Raw genomic sequence first — 12,894 nt, forward strand, 5'->3', positions numbered from 1 at the left:
CCAGGGCGACCGGGCAGGACGACCGGTCAGCGCGACCGGCCGAGGCGAGCCGGCCGGCGCCCCTCAGCGCGCCTGCGCGTCGGCGACCGCGGCCACGAGCTGCGGCGCGAGCGGGTGCCCCGCCTCGATGCCCATCACCTGCGCGACGAGGGCCGCCGGCTCGAGCTCGGCGAGCAGCCGCTGCAGCTCGACCGCCTCCTCGTCGCCGGGCGCGTCGAAGCGCAGCGCCGTGCCGATCGCCGCGACGAGCGCGTCGGCCGGCTCGCCCCGCTCGAGCAGCTGCGCCGCGGGCTCCACGAACCGCTCGTGGCGCGAGAGCTTGCGCAGCGGCTGCCGGCCGATGCGCTCGCACGTGTCGGGCAGCGCCGGGTTCTCGAACCGCGCGAGCGCGCGCTCGACGTATGCGCCGTGCTGCGCGGCGTCGAAGCCGAACCTCGCGACCAGCAGCCGCGACGTGTCGGCGAGCGCCGCCTCGACCGCGTGCCGGATCCCGGGGTGCTCGAGCGCCTCGGCGATGGTCGGGATGCCGCGCATCCACCCCGCGTAGGCGGTGGTCGCGTGCCCGGTGTTGACGGTGAAGAGCTTGCGCTCGACGAAGGGCGCCAGGTCGTCGACGAAGTGGGCGTCGGGGATGCTCGGCTCGCGGCCCGCGAACGGCCGCCGGTCGATCGACCACTCGAAGAAGTCCTCGACGACCACGTCGAGCCCGTGCGGGTCCTGCGGCGGGATGATGCGATCGACGGCCGTGTTCGCGAAGACCGCGCGGTCTGCGAGCTCGGGCGCGCCCTCGAGCACGTGCTCGCGGAGCGTGTCGGAGGCGCCGATCGCGTTCTCGCACGCCATCACCGTCACCGGGGCGCCGGAGCGGAGCGCGAGCCCCGCGCGGATCACCGGCGCGATGAAGCGCATCGCGTTCGGCCCGACCGCGCACGTGACGACGTCGGCCTCGGCGACCGCCCGCGCGGCCGCGTCGGGGTCGGCCCTCGAGTCGATGCCGGTGAAGCCCGTGACCGTGTGCACGCGAGCCTCGGGCCCGACCTCGCGCACCTGGTACGCATCCGCCGCCTGGAGCATCGCGATGAGCTCGGCGTTGACGTCGACGAACGCCACCTCGTAGCCGGCGCGGTGCAGGATCAGCCCGACGAAGCCGCGGCCGATGTTGCCGGCCCCGAAGTGGACGGCGCGCATCACTCGTTGACGTCGCCGAGCAGCTCGAGGATCGCCGCCGCGTCGGGCGCCGCCTCGAGCTTGGCCACCTCGTCCTCGTCGGCGAACACCACCGCGATCTTCGACAGGATCTCGAGGTGCCCGCCGTCCTTGCCGGCGATGCCGACGACGAACCGCACGGGGTTGCCGTCCCAGTCGAGCGGCGTCTCGTAGCGCGCGACCGACAGCGCGGAGTCGAGGATCGCGTCCTTCGACTCGTTCGTGCCGTGCGGGATGGCCAGGAGGTTGCCCATGTAGGTCGAGACGCTCCGCTCGCGCTCGCGCATCGCCTCGGCGTAGTCGGGCGTCACGGCCCCGGCGGCGACGAGCATGTCTGCCGCCTCCTGGATCGCCTCGTCCTTCGTGGTGGCGCGAGGGCTGGTGGTGATCTGGTCGACGGACAGGACGGGCATGGGACTCCTCAGTCGGTGGCGTTGGCTTCGGCGACGAGCCTGACGACGTCGTCGTACTTCGGGCTGTTCATGAAGTTCTCGACCGACACGTGCGTCGCGTGCGGGTTGCGCTGCTGCGCGCGGGCGGTGAGGTCCTGGTGCGTGATGATGAGGTCCTCGCCGCCGTCGAGGTTGGCGATCGCGACGTTCTTCACGTCGACGTCCTCGAGGCCCGCCTTCTTGAACTTGCTGCGCAGCACGCTCGCGCCCATCGCGCTCGACCCCATGCCCGCGTCGCAGGCGAAGACGATGCGGTGGATGGGCTCGTGCGCCTCCGAGGGTGCGGTGCGGTCGGTCGCGGTGGCGGTCGCGGCGCCCGCTGCGCCCGCGGCCGTGAGGCCCGACAGCGCCTCGGACGGCTTGCCCTTGTTGGCCTGCGTCTGCGCGACCGCGGCGCCGAGCGCGTCGTCGCCGGCGGCCTCGCGCTCGAGGTCGCGCTTGCGGCTCGCGCGCAGGATGACGGCGGCGACGGCGAAGGTCACCGCGGCCGCGATCACGACCGACAGCAGCACGCCGATGAGGTTGCCGCCGCCGACGAGCAGCGCCTGCGCGCCGACGGCGAAGATGCTGCCGGGCGCCGCGGGACCGGCGAGGCCCGTGCCGAGCAGCATGTTCGTCGCGACGCCCGAGGCGCCGCCGAGCACGAGCGCGGCGATGAGGATCGGCTTCATGAGCGCGTAGGGGAAGTAGACCTCGTGGATGCCGCCCAGGAACTGGATGATGGCGGCACCGGGGGCGGTGGCGCGCGCGGCGCCGACGCCGAAGACCGAGAACGCCAGCAGCAGGCCGAGGCCCGGACCGGGGTTCGCCTCGAGCAGGAAGAGGATCGAGCTGCCGTCGGCGGCCACCTCGGTGGTGCCGAGCGGCGTGAGCACGCCGTGGTTGATGGCGTTGTTGAGGAAGAAGACCTTCGCCGGCTCGATGAGCAGCGAGGCGATCGGCAGCAGGCCCGTCTCGACGAGCCAGCCGACGGCGCCGCCGACGACCGACATGATCCAGTTCACGACCGGCGCGACGACGTAGAAGCCGACGAGGCCCATCACGAACGCGACGATGCCGGCCGAGAACATGTTGACGAGCATCTCGAAGCCGGCCTTGACCTTGCCGTCCCAGAGCTTGTCGAGCTGCTGCATGACCCAGGCCGAGAGCGGGCCGAGGATCATCGCGCCGATGAACATGTGCACCTCGCCGAGCTCGCCGCTGCCCTCGGGCTGCGCGGCGTTGAATTGCGCGATGAGCCAGTCGGAGCCGGCGATCGCGCCCATGACCGCGAACGCGCCGACCACCGCGCCGCGCGTGCCGTAGACCATCCGCCCGCCGGTGCCGGCGATGAGGATGGGCAGCAGGTAGTGGATCGTCGGACCGACGATGCTCGCGAGGCTCTCGTTCGGGAGGGGCCCGACCGGGATGAAGAGCGCGGTCAGGATGCCCCACGCGATGAGCGCCGGGATGTTCGGCATGATCATGCCGGAGAGGAAGGTGCCGAACCTCTGGACGGCGACGCGCGCCCCGCCCCTCTGTCCGGCGGGTGCGGTGGTGGTCATCGTCGACTCCGTGCTGGGAAGGGGATCAGGCGTCGTGGTCGGTGGCGAGCAGCTGCTCGAGCTCGTCGAGCGCCGTCTCGTCGTCGGTCGTGATCGTGACGGTGTCGCCCTTGTTCACGCCGAGCGAGATGACCGACAGGATGCTCGCGGCGTTCACCTGCTTGTCGCCCTTCGTGACCGTGACGGGCGCGGATGCGCGCCCGGCGGCCTGCGCGAAGAGGGAGGCGGGCCGCGCGTGCAGCCCGTGCGACGACTCGACGGTGACGGTGCGCTCGGCCATGCTGCTCCTCCGCGACGGGGCCGCGGCCGGCCCGGGTGCAGTCACGCTACCACCGGCTCCCGAGAGCGGGCAGACGGCCTCAGCGGTCGGGGATGGGGGTCGGCTCGATGCCGAACGGGGCGAGGCCCGCGGCACCGCCGTCGAGCGCCGTGAGCACCCAGATGCCACCCGAATGGACCGCGACGGAGTGCTCCCACTGGCACGCGTCGGCGCCGTCGGCGCTGCGCACGCTCCAGCCGTCGTCGTCGACCGTGGTCTCGATGCTGCCGGCGTGGATGATGGGCTCGATCGCAACGCACAGGCCCGGCTTCACGGCCGGCCCCATGACGCGGGTGCGGTAGTTGAACACCGGCGGGTCCTCGTGCATGCTCGCGCCGATGCCGTGGCCGATGTAGTCCTCGCTGATGCCGTAGTCGCTGTGCGCCTCGATGTGCTCCTCGATCGCGATGCCGACCTCGCCGAGCTGCTTCGCGCCGGCGAGCGCGGCGACGCCCGCCCAGAGCGCGCCGCGCGTGACGTCGCTGAGCCGCTGCCTCGCGGCCGCGGTCTCCGGGTCGCCGCCGGGCACGACGACCGAGATGGCGGCGTCGCCGTGGAAGCCGCCGATCGTCGCGCCGCAGTCGACGGTGATGAGGTCGCCCGGCTGCAGCGGCTCGTCGTCGGGGATGCCGTGCACGACGACGTCGTTGACGTTGACGCAGAGCGTGTGCTCGTACCCGGGCTCGAGCTGGAAGTTCGGCACCGCGCCGTGCTCGCGGATCACGCGCTCGGCGATCGCGTCGAGCTCGAGCGTCGTGACGCCCGGGGCGATCGCCGCCTCCACCGCCTCGAGGGCGAGCGCGGTGATGCGGCCCGGCTCGCGCATGCCGGCGAGCTCGCGCCGCGACTTGTACGGCCCGCGCCCGCGCATCAGGCGCGGATGCCGCGCTCGGCGAGGCCGGCGAGGATGCGGTCGGTCACCTCGTCGACGGCGCCGATGCCGTCGACCTCCACCACGAGGTCGCGGTCGCCGAAGATCGCGATCAGCGGCGCGGTCTCGCGCTCGTACACCTCGAGCCGACGGCGGATGACCGCTTCGGTGTCGTCGCTGCGGCCCTGCTGCTCGGCGCGCGCGAGCAGGCGGCGGACGACCTCCTCGGTGTCGGCGACGAGCCGGATCACCGCGTCGAGCTGCTCGCCGCGGCGCAGGTTCACGCCGTCGAGGAACTCGACCTGCCCCGCAGTGCGCGGGTAGCCGTCGAGCAGGTAGCCCTCAGCGGCGTCGTCCTGCGCGAGCCGGTCGTCGACGAGCTCGTTCGTGAGCTCGTCGGGCACGTAGTCCCCCGCGTCGAGGATCGCCGTCACGCGCTGGCCGAGCTCGGTCTGCTCCTTGATGTTCTGCCGGAAGATGTCTCCGGTCGACACCGCGGGCACGCCGAGCGCGGTCGCGATCCTGGCTGCCTGCGTGCCCTTGCCCGCACCGGGCGGGCCGACGATGAGGAGGTTCGGCATCTAGCGGATGAGCCCTTCGTAGTGGCGCTGCTGCAGCTGCGCGTCGATCTGGCGGACCGTCTCGAGGCCGACGCCGACGATGATGAGGATCGAGGCGCCGCCGAACGGGAAGTTCTGGTTGGCGCCGACCGTGGCGAGCGCGATCAGCGGGATGAGCGCGATCAGGCCCAGGTAGATCGATCCGGGGAACGTGATGCGGGTGAGCACGTAGTCCAGGTACTCGGCGGTCGGCCGTCCCGCGCGGATGCCCGGGATGAAGCCGCCGTACTTCTTCATGTTGTCGGCCACGTCCTCCGGGTTGAAGGTGATGGCGACGTAGAAGTAGGTGAAGCCGACGATCAGCAGGAAGAACACCAGCATGTAGAGCGGGTGGTCGCCGGTCGTGAAGTTGGCCTGCACCCACAGCACCCAGTCGGCCGGCGCGGAGCCGTCGGCGGGCATGTTGAACTGCGCGACGAGCGCGGGCAGGTACAGCAGCGACGAGGCGAAGATGACGGGCACGACGCCGGCCATGTTCACCTTGATCGGGATGTAGGTGGACTGGCCGCCGTACATCCGCCTGCCGACCATGCGCTTCGCGTACTGGACGGGGATGCGCCGCTGGGACTGCTCGACGAAGACCACGAGGCCCATGATGAGCACGCCGACGAGCAGCACCATGACGAAGGTGTTGAAGCCCTGCGTCTCGAGGATGATGCCGAGGGCGCCGGGGAACGTCGCGGCGATCGACGTGAAGATGAGGAGCGACATGCCGTTGCCGACGCCGCGCTCGGTGATGAGCTCGCCGAGCCACATGATGAGGCCGGTGCCGGCCGTCATGGTGAGGATCATGAGCGAGATGGCCCACCACGAGTCGTTCGTCAGGAGGTTCTGGCACTGCGGCAGCGCGGGGCCGCCGGTGGCCGAGAACAGCGCGCCGGAGCGCGCGACGGTGATGAGGGTCGTCGACTGCAGCACGCCGAGCGCGATCGTGAGGTAGCGCGTGTACTGCGTGAGCTTCGCCTGCCCCGACTGGCCCTCCTTGTAGAGCGCCTCGAAGTGCGGGATCACCACGCGGAGCAGCTGCACGATGATCGCCGCGGTGATGTAGGGCATGATGCCCAGCGCGAAGATGCTCAGCTGCAGCAGGGCGCCGCCGGAGAACAGGTTCACCAGCTGGTAGAGCCCGGTGGCCGTCTGGTTCGCTGCGATGCACTCCTGCACGTTGCCGTAGTCGACGAACGGCGCGGGGATGAACGACCCGAGCCGGAACACCGCCACGATGGCGAGCGTGAAGAGGATCTTCCGACGCAGGTCGCGCGTCCTGAAGATGCGTGCGATGGCACTGAACACGTGCAACCTTCCGAGAATGGCAAGTGGGGCGGCCCGCGCACGGACCGCCCCTCAGCCTACTTACTTGACCGAGCCGCCTGCGGCCACGATCTTCTGCTCAGCCGCTGCCGAGACCTTGTCGACGGCGACGGTCAGCGCGACCGTCAGCTCGCCGCCGGCGAGCACCTTGACGAGCTCGTTCTTGCGGACGGCGCCCTTGGCGACCAGGTCGGCGACGGTGACGTCGCCCCCGTTCGGGAACAGCGCCTGCAGCTGGCCGACGTTGACGACCTGGTACTCCGTGCGGAACGGGTTCTTGAAGCCGCGCAGCTTCGGAGCGCGCATGACGCTGTTCAGCTGGCCGCCCTCGAAGCCGGGACGCACCGAGTAGCGGGCCTTCGTGCCCTTCGTGCCTCGACCGGCCGTCTTGCCCTTCGACGCCTCACCGCGACCGACGCGCGTGCGGGCGGTCTTCGCGCCCGGCGCGGGCCGGAGGTGGTGCACCTTGAGCGACGGCAGCTCGGCCGACTCGTTCTTCTCAGTCATTCTGGATCTCCTCGACCTTGACGAGGTGCCGGACCGTGTTGACGTACCCACGGTTCTGCTCGTTGTCCTCGCGCTCGACCGACTGGCCGATGCGCTTGAGGCCCAGCGAGCGCAGCGTCTCGCGCTGGTACTGCTTCTCGCTGATCACGGACTTGATCTGCGTGATCTTCAGCTTGCTCACTTGGATGCCGCCTTCGCGATCTCAGCCTCGTGCTTGGTGTGCTCCGCCTCGGCGCGGAGCAGGCGCTCCGGCACGACGCGGTCGACATCGAGGCCGCGACGGGCGGCCACTGCGCGGGGCTCCTCGAGCTGGCGCAGCGCTGCCACCGTCGCGTGGACGATGTTGATGGAGTTCGACGAGCCGAGCGACTTGCTCAGGACGTCGTGGATGCCGGCGCACTCGAGGACGGCGCGCACGGGGCCGCCCGCGATGACACCGGTACCGGCGGCAGCGGGACGGAGCAGCACGACGCCGGCAGCGGCCTCGCCCTGCACCGGGTGCGGGATCGTCTTGGCGATGCGGGGGACGCGGAAGAAGTTCTTCTTCGCCTCCTCGACGCCCTTCGAGATGGCCGTGGGGACCTCGCGGGCCTTGCCGTAGCCGACGCCGACCATGCCGTCGCCGTCGCCCACGACGACGAGCGCCGTGAAGCTGAAGCGGCGGCCGCCCTTGACGACCTTCGAGACGCGGTTGATCGTCACGACGCGCTCGAGGAACTGGTTCTCCGTGCCGCGGTCGTCACGACGCCCGCGCTCGCCGCGCGTGCCGCGGTCGCGGCTGCCGCGGCGCTGCTCGCGAGGCTCGTCGCGGTGGTCGCCGCCCTGGCCGGCCTCAGCGGGCGCAGCCTGCTGCGTGGTGTCCGTCACCTGCGTGTCCTTGTTCTCTTCGCTCACAGTCCCAGCCCTGCCTCTCGTGCGCCGTCGGCGATCGCGGCGACGCGACCGGCGTAGCGGTTGCCGCCGCGGTCGAACACGACCGACTCGATGCCGGCCGCCTTGGCGCGCTCCGCGACGAGCTCGCCGACGCGCTTCGCCTTGGCGGTCTTGTCGCCGTCGAAGCCGCGGAGGTCAGCCTCCATCGTGGATGCGGACGCCACGGTGACGCCCTTCGAGTCGTCGACGACCTGCACGAACACGTGGCGTGCCGAGCGGGTGACGACCAGGCGCGGCACCGACGCGGTGCCGACGATCTTCTTGCGGAGGCGTGCGTGGCGACGACCGCGGGCAGCCGACTTGCTCTTGCCTCGGGTACCGATGCCCATCACTTACCAGCCTTTCCAGCCTTGCGGCGGATCTGCTCGCCCGCGTAGCGGACGCCCTTGCCCTTGTAGGGCTCCGGCTTGCGCAGCTTGCGGAGGTTCGCGGCCACCTCGCCGACGGCCTGCTTCGAGATGCCGCTGACGGTGACCTTGTTGTTGCCCTCGACCGTGAACGTGATGCCGGCGGGCGGCTCGACGTTGATCGGGTGCGAGTAGCCGAGCGCGAACTCGATGCCCGTGCCCTTCGCCGCCACGCGGTAGCCGGTGCCGACGACCTCGAGCGACTTGGAGTAGCCCTCCGTGACGCCGAGGATGTCGTTGGCGATCAGCGTGCGGGTCAGGCCGTGCAGCGAGCGCGACTCGCGCTCGTCGTCCGGGCGCGTGACCTGGATCTGGCCGTCGGCCACCTCGACCTGGATGGGCTTGGCGATCGGGACCTGGAGCTCGCCCTTGGGGCCCTTGACGGTGACGACGTCGCCGTGCACCGTGATGTCGACACCCGAGGGGATGTCGATGGGAAGACGTCCGATTCGTGACATGTCAGCTCACCACACGTAGGCGAGGACTTCCCCGCCGACGCCCTTCTGCTCGGCCTCACGGTCCGTGAGGAGGCCCGAGCTCGTGGACAGGATGGCGACGCCGAGGCCGCCGTGGACCTGAGGGATCTCGGCCGAGCGTGCGTACACCCGGAGGCCGGGCTTCGACACGCGCTTGAGGCCGACGATCGCGCGCTCGCGGTTCGGGCCGTACTTCAGGCTGAGGGTCAGCGTCTTGCCGACGCGTGCGTCCTCGACCTTCCAGGCCGAGATGAAGCCCTCGCGCTCGAGGATCTCGGCGATGCTCGCCTTCAGGGTCGACGACGGCAGCGTGACCTCGTCGTGCATCGCCGTGTTGGCGTTGCGCAGACGCGTCAGCATGTCGGCGACCGGATCGGTCATCGTCATGGGTGGTTCTCCGTTCTGGTTTCGCTGCCCGTTCCGCGGACAGCGACCTTGAAGCTGCTCGGCGCCGGCGGCGCCGATGGGGTCAGGACTGGAAGGGGAAGCCGAGCGCCTTGAGCAGCGCGCGACCCTCGTCGTCCGACTTCGCCGTCGTGACGACGGTGATGTCGAATCCGCGGACGCGGTCGATCTTGTCCTGGTCGATCTCGTGGAACACGGACTGCTCCTGGAGGCCGAACGTGTAGTTGCCGTTGCCGTCGAACTGCTTCGGGCTCAGGCCGCGGAAGTCGCGGATGCGGGGCAGCGCGAGCGTCAGCAGACGGTCGAGGAACTCCCACATGCGGTCGCCGCGGAGCGTCACGTGCGCACCGATCGGCATGCCGTCGCGCAGCTTGAACTGCGCGATCGACTTGCGTGCGGCGGTCACCATCGGCTTCTGTCCGGTGATCTGCGTGAGGTCGCGGATCGCGCCCTCGATCACCTTCGAGTCGCGCGCGGCCTCGCCGACGCCGGTGTTGACGACGATCTTGGTCAGGCCCGGCACCTGCATGACGTTGCCGTAGCCGAAGTCCTCGCGGAGCTGCGGCACGATCGTCTCGCGGTACTGCTGCTTGAGCCGGGGCAGGCGCACAGCGGTGTCAGTCATTGCTCTTGATCTCCTTGCCCGACTTGCTCGCGACGCGGACCTTCGTCGTGGTCGTGACGCCGTTCTTCTCGACGGTCTTGACCTCGCGGCGGACGCGGGTGGGCTTCTTGGTCTCGGGGTCGATCAGCGCGACGTTCGACACGTGGATCGGGGCCTCGTGGGTCTCGATGCCGCCCGTGCGGGTGCCGCGGTTGGTCTGGCCGACCTTGATGTGCTTGGTGACGAGGTTGACGCCCTCGACGATCACGCGGTTCTGCTCGGGCAGGACCTCGATCACGCGACCGGTCTTCCCCCGGTCGCCGCCGCGCGACTCGCGCGCGCCGGCGATGACCTGCACGAGGTCGCCCTTCTTGATGCTGGCCATGGGTCAGATCACCTCCGGTGCGAGCGAGACGATCTTCATGAAGCGCTTGTCGCGGAGCTCGCGACCGACGGGGCCGAAGATGCGCGTGCCGCGGGGGTCTCCGTCGTTCTTCAGGATGACCGCTGCGTTCTCGTCGAACTTGATGTACGAGCCGTCGGGACGGCGGGTGGACTTCACGGTGCGGACGATGACGGCCTTGACCACATCGCCCTTCTTGACGGCACCGCCGGGGATGGCGTCCTTGACCGTGGCGACGATGGTGTCGCCGAGGCCCGCGTACCGACGGCCGGAGCCGCCGAGGACGCGGATGGTCAGGAGCTGCTTGGCGCCGGTGTTGTCGGCGACCTTGACGCGGGATTCCTGCTGGATCATGTCTGGATCTCCTTCGAGGCCGAGGCCTACTTGGCCTTCTCGAGGATCTCGACGAGGCGCCAGCGCTTGGTGGCGCTCGTCGGGCGGGTCTCTGCGATCAGGACGCGGTCGCCGATGCCGGCGGCGTTCTGCTCGTCGTGCGCCTTGACCTTCGAGGACTTGCGCAGGACCTTGCCGTAGAGGGGGTGCTTGACGCGGTCCTCGACCTCGACGACGACGGTCTTCTCCATCTTGTCGGAGACGACGTAGCCGATGCGCGACTTGCGGTAGCCGCGCTGGACGGTCTCGTCCTTGGGCTGCTCAGTGGTAGCCATCAGTTGTCCTCAGCCTTCTGGTCCTCAGAAGCCTGGGCCTCAGGGGCCTTCGCGGCCTCGTCGGCCTTCTTCGACTTCTTCTTGTCCGCAGCCTTCTCGACCGGCGCCGGGGAGGCGCTGATGCCGAGCTCGCGCTCGCGGATCACGGTGTACAGCCGCGCGATGTCGCGCTTGACGGCGCGCAGGCGGCCGTGCGAGTCCAGCTGGCCGGTGGCCGACTGGAACCGCAGGTTGAACAGCTCCTCCTTGGCCCGCTTCAGCTCGACGACGAGACGCTCGTCGTCCATGCTGGCGAGCTCGGCGGGCAGGAGCTCCTTGGAACCGATCGCCATTATGCGTCAGCCTCCTCGCGCTTGATGATGCGTGCCTTGAGCGGCAGCTTGTGAATGGCTCGCATCATCGCCTCGCGTGCGAGCTCCTCGTTGACGCCGGCGACCTCGAACAGGACGCGGCCCGGCTTGACGTTCGCGACCCACCACTCGGGCGAGCCCTTGCCGGAGCCCATGCGGGTCTCGGCGGGCTTCTTCGTGAGCGGACGGTCGGGGTAGATGTTGATCCACACCTTGCCGCCGCGCTTGATGTGGCGCGTCATGGCGATACGAGCGGCCTCGATCTGGCGGTTCGTGACATACGCAGGCGTGAGCGCCTGGATGCCGAACTCGCCGAAGCTGACCTTCGTGCCACCGGTGGCCTGACCGCGGCGCTTCGGGTGGTGCTGCTTGCGGTGCTTGACTCGACGGGGAATGAGCATGATTACGCCTCGACTCCTGCTGCTGCCGGCGCGTCGCGACGGGGGCCCCGACGCTCGCGCTGCGGCTTCTGGTTCGCCTGCTCGCGAGCCAGCTCGCGGTTGGTGAGCTCACCGTTGTAGATCCAGACCTTCACGCCGATGCGGCCGAAGGTGGTGCGGGCCTCGTAGAAGCCGTAGTCGATGTTCGACCGGAGCGTGTGCAGGGGCACACGACCCTCGCGGTACGACTCGCTGCGGCTCATCTCGGCGCCGCCGAGGCGGCCCGAGACCTTGATCTTGACGCCCTTGGCACCGGCGCGCTGCGCCGACTGCAGGCCCTTGCGCATCGCGCGGCGGAATGCCACGCGAGCGCTGAGCTGCTCGGCGATGCCCTGCGCGACGAGCTGAGCCGAGGCCTCGGGGTTCTTGACCTCGAGGATGTTCAGCTGGATCTGCTTGCCGGTGAGCTTCTCGAGGTCGGCGCGGATGCGCTCGGCCTCGGCGCCGCGGCGACCGATCACGATGCCCGGACGGGCGGTGTGGATGTCGACGCGGACGCGGTCGCGGGTGCGCTCGATCTCGATGCGGGCGACGCCGGCGCGGTCGAGGCTCGTCGCGAGCATCCTGCGGATGCGCACGTCCTCGGCCACGTAGTCGGCGTAGCGCTGCCCCGGCTTGGTCGACTCGGCGAACCAGCGCGACACGTGGTCGGTGGTGATGCCGAGGCGGAAGCCGTACGGGTTGACCTTCTGTCCCATTACTTCTCGTCCTCCGTGGTCGGCGTCGCGAGCACGACGGTGATGTGGCTCGTCCGCTTGTTGATGCGGAACGCGCGACCCTGTGCACGCGGCTGGAACCGCTTGAGCGTGGTGCCCTCGTCGACGAATGCGCGCGACACGTACAGGTCGGCGTCGTCGAGGAACTCGTTCGTCGCGTCGGCCTTGACCCGGGCGTTCGCCATCGCCGAGGCGACGAGCTTGTAGACCGGCTCCGAGGCGCCCTGCGGGGCGAACTTCAGGATCGCGAGGGCCTCCTCGGCCTGCTTGCCGCGGATCATGTCGACGACGCGGCGGGCCTTCTGAGGGGTCACGCGGATGTGACGAACGCGAGCGATCGACTCAACCATTGCCTTCTCCTTCCGTCGCCGCGCTTAGCGGCGACGACCCTTCTTGTCGTCCTTCACGTGACCGCGGAAGGTGCGGGTGGGCGCGAACTCGCCCAGCTTGTGGCCGACCATCGTCTCGGTGACGAAGACCGGGATGTGCTTGCGGCCGTCGTGCACGGCGATCGTGTGGCCGAGCATGGCCGGGACGATCATCGAGCGGCGCGACCACGTCTTGATGACGTTCTTGCTGCCGGCCTCGTTCTGGCGAACCACCTTGGTGAGGAGGTGGTCGTCGACGAACGGACCCTTCTTGAGGCTGCGGGGCATCGGACT

Annotated in this window: 22 protein-coding genes; all 22 read right to left on the bottom strand. The window is 69.9% G+C overall.

What is annotated here, in order from left to right:
• Window positions 1–63: 63 nt before the first annotated feature.
• The 22 genes from J2X49_RS02555 to rpsS all read right to left on the bottom strand — a co-directional run bounded on the left by J2X49_RS02555 (window position 64) and on the right by rpsS (window position 12,888).
• Window positions 64–1,188, bottom strand: coding sequence for a mannitol-1-phosphate 5-dehydrogenase (locus J2X49_RS02555; protein WP_310122175.1), 1,125 nt, complete (start codon window positions 1,186–1,188; stop codon window positions 64–66).
• Complete coding sequence (locus tag J2X49_RS02560; protein WP_128189872.1) at window positions 1,188–1,619, bottom strand: PTS sugar transporter subunit IIA; 432 nt, start codon at window positions 1,617–1,619, stop codon at window positions 1,188–1,190. The genes J2X49_RS02555 and J2X49_RS02560 overlap by 1 nt, the downstream gene beginning before the upstream one ends.
• 8 nt (window positions 1,620–1,627) lie before the next feature.
• Window positions 1,628–3,202: a PTS mannitol transporter subunit IICB gene (locus J2X49_RS02565; RefSeq protein WP_310122179.1), complete on the bottom strand. Its 1,575-nt coding sequence runs from the start codon at window positions 3,200–3,202 to the stop codon at window positions 1,628–1,630.
• A gap of 25 nt (window positions 3,203–3,227) precedes the next feature.
• The gene (locus J2X49_RS02570) at window positions 3,228–3,482 is read right to left on the bottom strand and encodes an HPr family phosphocarrier protein (protein ID WP_310122181.1); all 255 of its coding nucleotides are present in this window, start codon (window positions 3,480–3,482) and stop codon (window positions 3,228–3,230) included.
• A gap of 79 nt (window positions 3,483–3,561) precedes the next feature.
• Window positions 3,562–4,392: a type I methionyl aminopeptidase gene (map, locus tag J2X49_RS02575; protein WP_128189869.1), complete on the bottom strand. Its 831-nt coding sequence runs from the start codon at window positions 4,390–4,392 to the stop codon at window positions 3,562–3,564.
• Window positions 4,392–4,973, bottom strand: coding sequence for an adenylate kinase (locus tag J2X49_RS02580; protein WP_128189868.1), 582 nt, complete (start codon window positions 4,971–4,973; stop codon window positions 4,392–4,394). Before J2X49_RS02580 ends, map begins: the two co-directional genes overlap by 1 nt.
• Complete coding sequence (gene secY / locus J2X49_RS02585; RefSeq protein WP_128189867.1) at window positions 4,974–6,305, bottom strand: preprotein translocase subunit SecY; 1,332 nt, start codon at window positions 6,303–6,305, stop codon at window positions 4,974–4,976.
• Window positions 6,306–6,365: 60 nt separating this feature from the next.
• Window positions 6,366–6,830 carry a 50S ribosomal protein L15 gene (rplO, locus tag J2X49_RS02590; RefSeq protein ID WP_128189866.1) on the bottom strand — a complete coding sequence of 155 codons (465 nt, stop codon included), beginning with the start codon at window positions 6,828–6,830 and terminating at the stop codon, window positions 6,366–6,368.
• Entirely contained in the window at window positions 6,823–7,011 is a 189-nt protein-coding gene (gene rpmD, locus J2X49_RS02595) for a 50S ribosomal protein L30 (protein ID WP_021010879.1), read from the bottom strand. Before rpmD ends, rplO begins: the two co-directional genes overlap by 8 nt.
• Window positions 7,008–7,724 carry a 30S ribosomal protein S5 gene (gene rpsE, locus J2X49_RS02600; RefSeq protein ID WP_225792692.1) on the bottom strand — a complete coding sequence of 239 codons (717 nt, stop codon included), beginning with the start codon at window positions 7,722–7,724 and terminating at the stop codon, window positions 7,008–7,010. The genes rpmD and rpsE overlap by 4 nt, the downstream gene beginning before the upstream one ends.
• On the bottom strand, window positions 7,721–8,092 hold the full coding sequence (rplR, locus tag J2X49_RS02605) for a 50S ribosomal protein L18 (protein WP_128189875.1): 372 nt from the start codon (window positions 8,090–8,092) through the stop codon (window positions 7,721–7,723). Before rplR ends, rpsE begins: the two co-directional genes overlap by 4 nt.
• Entirely contained in the window at window positions 8,092–8,628 is a 537-nt protein-coding gene (gene rplF, locus J2X49_RS02610) for a 50S ribosomal protein L6 (protein ID WP_310122198.1), read from the bottom strand. The genes rplR and rplF overlap by 1 nt, the downstream gene beginning before the upstream one ends.
• A 6-nt stretch (window positions 8,629–8,634) precedes the next feature.
• Window positions 8,635–9,033, bottom strand: coding sequence for a 30S ribosomal protein S8 (rpsH, locus tag J2X49_RS02615; protein ID WP_128189864.1), 399 nt, complete (start codon window positions 9,031–9,033; stop codon window positions 8,635–8,637).
• An 82-nt stretch (window positions 9,034–9,115) separates the two neighbouring features.
• Window positions 9,116–9,676 carry a 50S ribosomal protein L5 gene (gene rplE / locus J2X49_RS02620; protein ID WP_128189863.1) on the bottom strand — a complete coding sequence of 187 codons (561 nt, stop codon included), beginning with the start codon at window positions 9,674–9,676 and terminating at the stop codon, window positions 9,116–9,118.
• Complete coding sequence (rplX, locus tag J2X49_RS02625) at window positions 9,669–10,040, bottom strand: 50S ribosomal protein L24 (protein ID WP_128189862.1); 372 nt, start codon at window positions 10,038–10,040, stop codon at window positions 9,669–9,671. Before rplX ends, rplE begins: the two co-directional genes overlap by 8 nt.
• Before the next feature lie 3 nt (window positions 10,041–10,043).
• The gene (rplN, locus tag J2X49_RS02630; RefSeq protein ID WP_123697054.1) at window positions 10,044–10,412 is read right to left on the bottom strand and encodes a 50S ribosomal protein L14; all 369 of its coding nucleotides are present in this window, start codon (window positions 10,410–10,412) and stop codon (window positions 10,044–10,046) included.
• Window positions 10,413–10,438: 26 nt separating this feature from the next.
• The gene (gene rpsQ, locus J2X49_RS02635; protein WP_128189861.1) at window positions 10,439–10,726 is read right to left on the bottom strand and encodes a 30S ribosomal protein S17; all 288 of its coding nucleotides are present in this window, start codon (window positions 10,724–10,726) and stop codon (window positions 10,439–10,441) included.
• Window positions 10,726–11,058, bottom strand: a complete 333-nt coding sequence (gene rpmC, locus J2X49_RS02640; RefSeq protein WP_128189860.1) for a 50S ribosomal protein L29 — start codon at window positions 11,056–11,058, stop codon at window positions 10,726–10,728. Before rpmC ends, rpsQ begins: the two co-directional genes overlap by 1 nt.
• Window positions 11,058–11,477: a 50S ribosomal protein L16 gene (gene rplP / locus J2X49_RS02645; RefSeq protein WP_128189859.1), complete on the bottom strand. Its 420-nt coding sequence runs from the start codon at window positions 11,475–11,477 to the stop codon at window positions 11,058–11,060. The genes rpmC and rplP overlap by 1 nt, the downstream gene beginning before the upstream one ends.
• Window positions 11,478–11,479: 2 nt before the next feature.
• A complete protein-coding gene (gene rpsC / locus J2X49_RS02650; RefSeq protein ID WP_128189858.1) occupies window positions 11,480–12,214 on the bottom strand; it encodes a 30S ribosomal protein S3 in 735 nt (244 codons plus the stop codon).
• Window positions 12,214–12,582 carry a 50S ribosomal protein L22 gene (gene rplV / locus J2X49_RS02655; RefSeq protein WP_123697049.1) on the bottom strand — a complete coding sequence of 123 codons (369 nt, stop codon included), beginning with the start codon at window positions 12,580–12,582 and terminating at the stop codon, window positions 12,214–12,216. The genes rpsC and rplV overlap by 1 nt, the downstream gene beginning before the upstream one ends.
• A gap of 24 nt (window positions 12,583–12,606) precedes the next feature.
• Window positions 12,607–12,888: a 30S ribosomal protein S19 gene (rpsS, locus tag J2X49_RS02660; RefSeq protein ID WP_021010891.1), complete on the bottom strand. Its 282-nt coding sequence runs from the start codon at window positions 12,886–12,888 to the stop codon at window positions 12,607–12,609.
• Between the last annotated feature and the right edge of the window lie 6 nt (window positions 12,889–12,894).

It is taken from the genome of Agrococcus sp. BE272 (genome assembly GCF_031457935.1).
GTDB classification, from domain to species: domain Bacteria; phylum Actinomycetota; class Actinomycetes; order Actinomycetales; family Microbacteriaceae; genus Agrococcus; species Agrococcus sediminis.

Coding starts and splice junctions, on each gene's coding strand:
- J2X49_RS02555 (WP_310122175.1), bottom strand. CDS start 1,188: ATGCGCGCCGTCCACTTCGGGGCCGGCAACATCGGCCGCGGCTTCGTC.
- J2X49_RS02560 (WP_128189872.1), bottom strand. CDS start 1,619: ATGCCCGTCCTGTCCGTCGACCAGATCACCACCAGCCCTCGCGCCACC.
- J2X49_RS02565 (WP_310122179.1), bottom strand. CDS start 3,202: ATGACCACCACCGCACCCGCCGGACAGAGGGGCGGGGCGCGCGTCGCC.
- J2X49_RS02570 (WP_310122181.1), bottom strand. CDS start 3,482: ATGGCCGAGCGCACCGTCACCGTCGAGTCGTCGCACGGGCTGCACGCG.
- map (WP_128189869.1), bottom strand. CDS start 4,392: ATGCGCGGGCGCGGGCCGTACAAGTCGCGGCGCGAGCTCGCCGGCATG.
- J2X49_RS02580 (WP_128189868.1), bottom strand. CDS start 4,973: ATGCCGAACCTCCTCATCGTCGGCCCGCCCGGTGCGGGCAAGGGCACG.
- rplO (WP_128189866.1), bottom strand. CDS start 6,830: ATGACTGAGAAGAACGAGTCGGCCGAGCTGCCGTCGCTCAAGGTGCAC.
- rplR (WP_128189875.1), bottom strand. CDS start 8,092: ATGGGCATCGGTACCCGAGGCAAGAGCAAGTCGGCTGCCCGCGGTCGT.
- rplF (WP_310122198.1), bottom strand. CDS start 8,628: ATGTCACGAATCGGACGTCTTCCCATCGACATCCCCTCGGGTGTCGAC.
- rpsH (WP_128189864.1), bottom strand. CDS start 9,033: ATGACGATGACCGATCCGGTCGCCGACATGCTGACGCGTCTGCGCAAC.
- rplE (WP_128189863.1), bottom strand. CDS start 9,676: ATGACTGACACCGCTGTGCGCCTGCCCCGGCTCAAGCAGCAGTACCGC.
- rplX (WP_128189862.1), bottom strand. CDS start 10,040: ATGGCCAGCATCAAGAAGGGCGACCTCGTGCAGGTCATCGCCGGCGCG.
- rplN (WP_123697054.1), bottom strand. CDS start 10,412: ATGATCCAGCAGGAATCCCGCGTCAAGGTCGCCGACAACACCGGCGCC.
- rpsQ (WP_128189861.1), bottom strand. CDS start 10,726: ATGGCTACCACTGAGCAGCCCAAGGACGAGACCGTCCAGCGCGGCTAC.
- rpmC (WP_128189860.1), bottom strand. CDS start 11,058: ATGGCGATCGGTTCCAAGGAGCTCCTGCCCGCCGAGCTCGCCAGCATG.
- rplP (WP_128189859.1), bottom strand. CDS start 11,477: ATGCTCATTCCCCGTCGAGTCAAGCACCGCAAGCAGCACCACCCGAAG.
- rpsC (WP_128189858.1), bottom strand. CDS start 12,214: ATGGGACAGAAGGTCAACCCGTACGGCTTCCGCCTCGGCATCACCACC.
- rplV (WP_123697049.1), bottom strand. CDS start 12,582: ATGGTTGAGTCGATCGCTCGCGTTCGTCACATCCGCGTGACCCCTCAG.
- rpsS (WP_021010891.1), bottom strand. CDS start 12,888: ATGCCCCGCAGCCTCAAGAAGGGTCCGTTCGTCGACGACCACCTCCTC.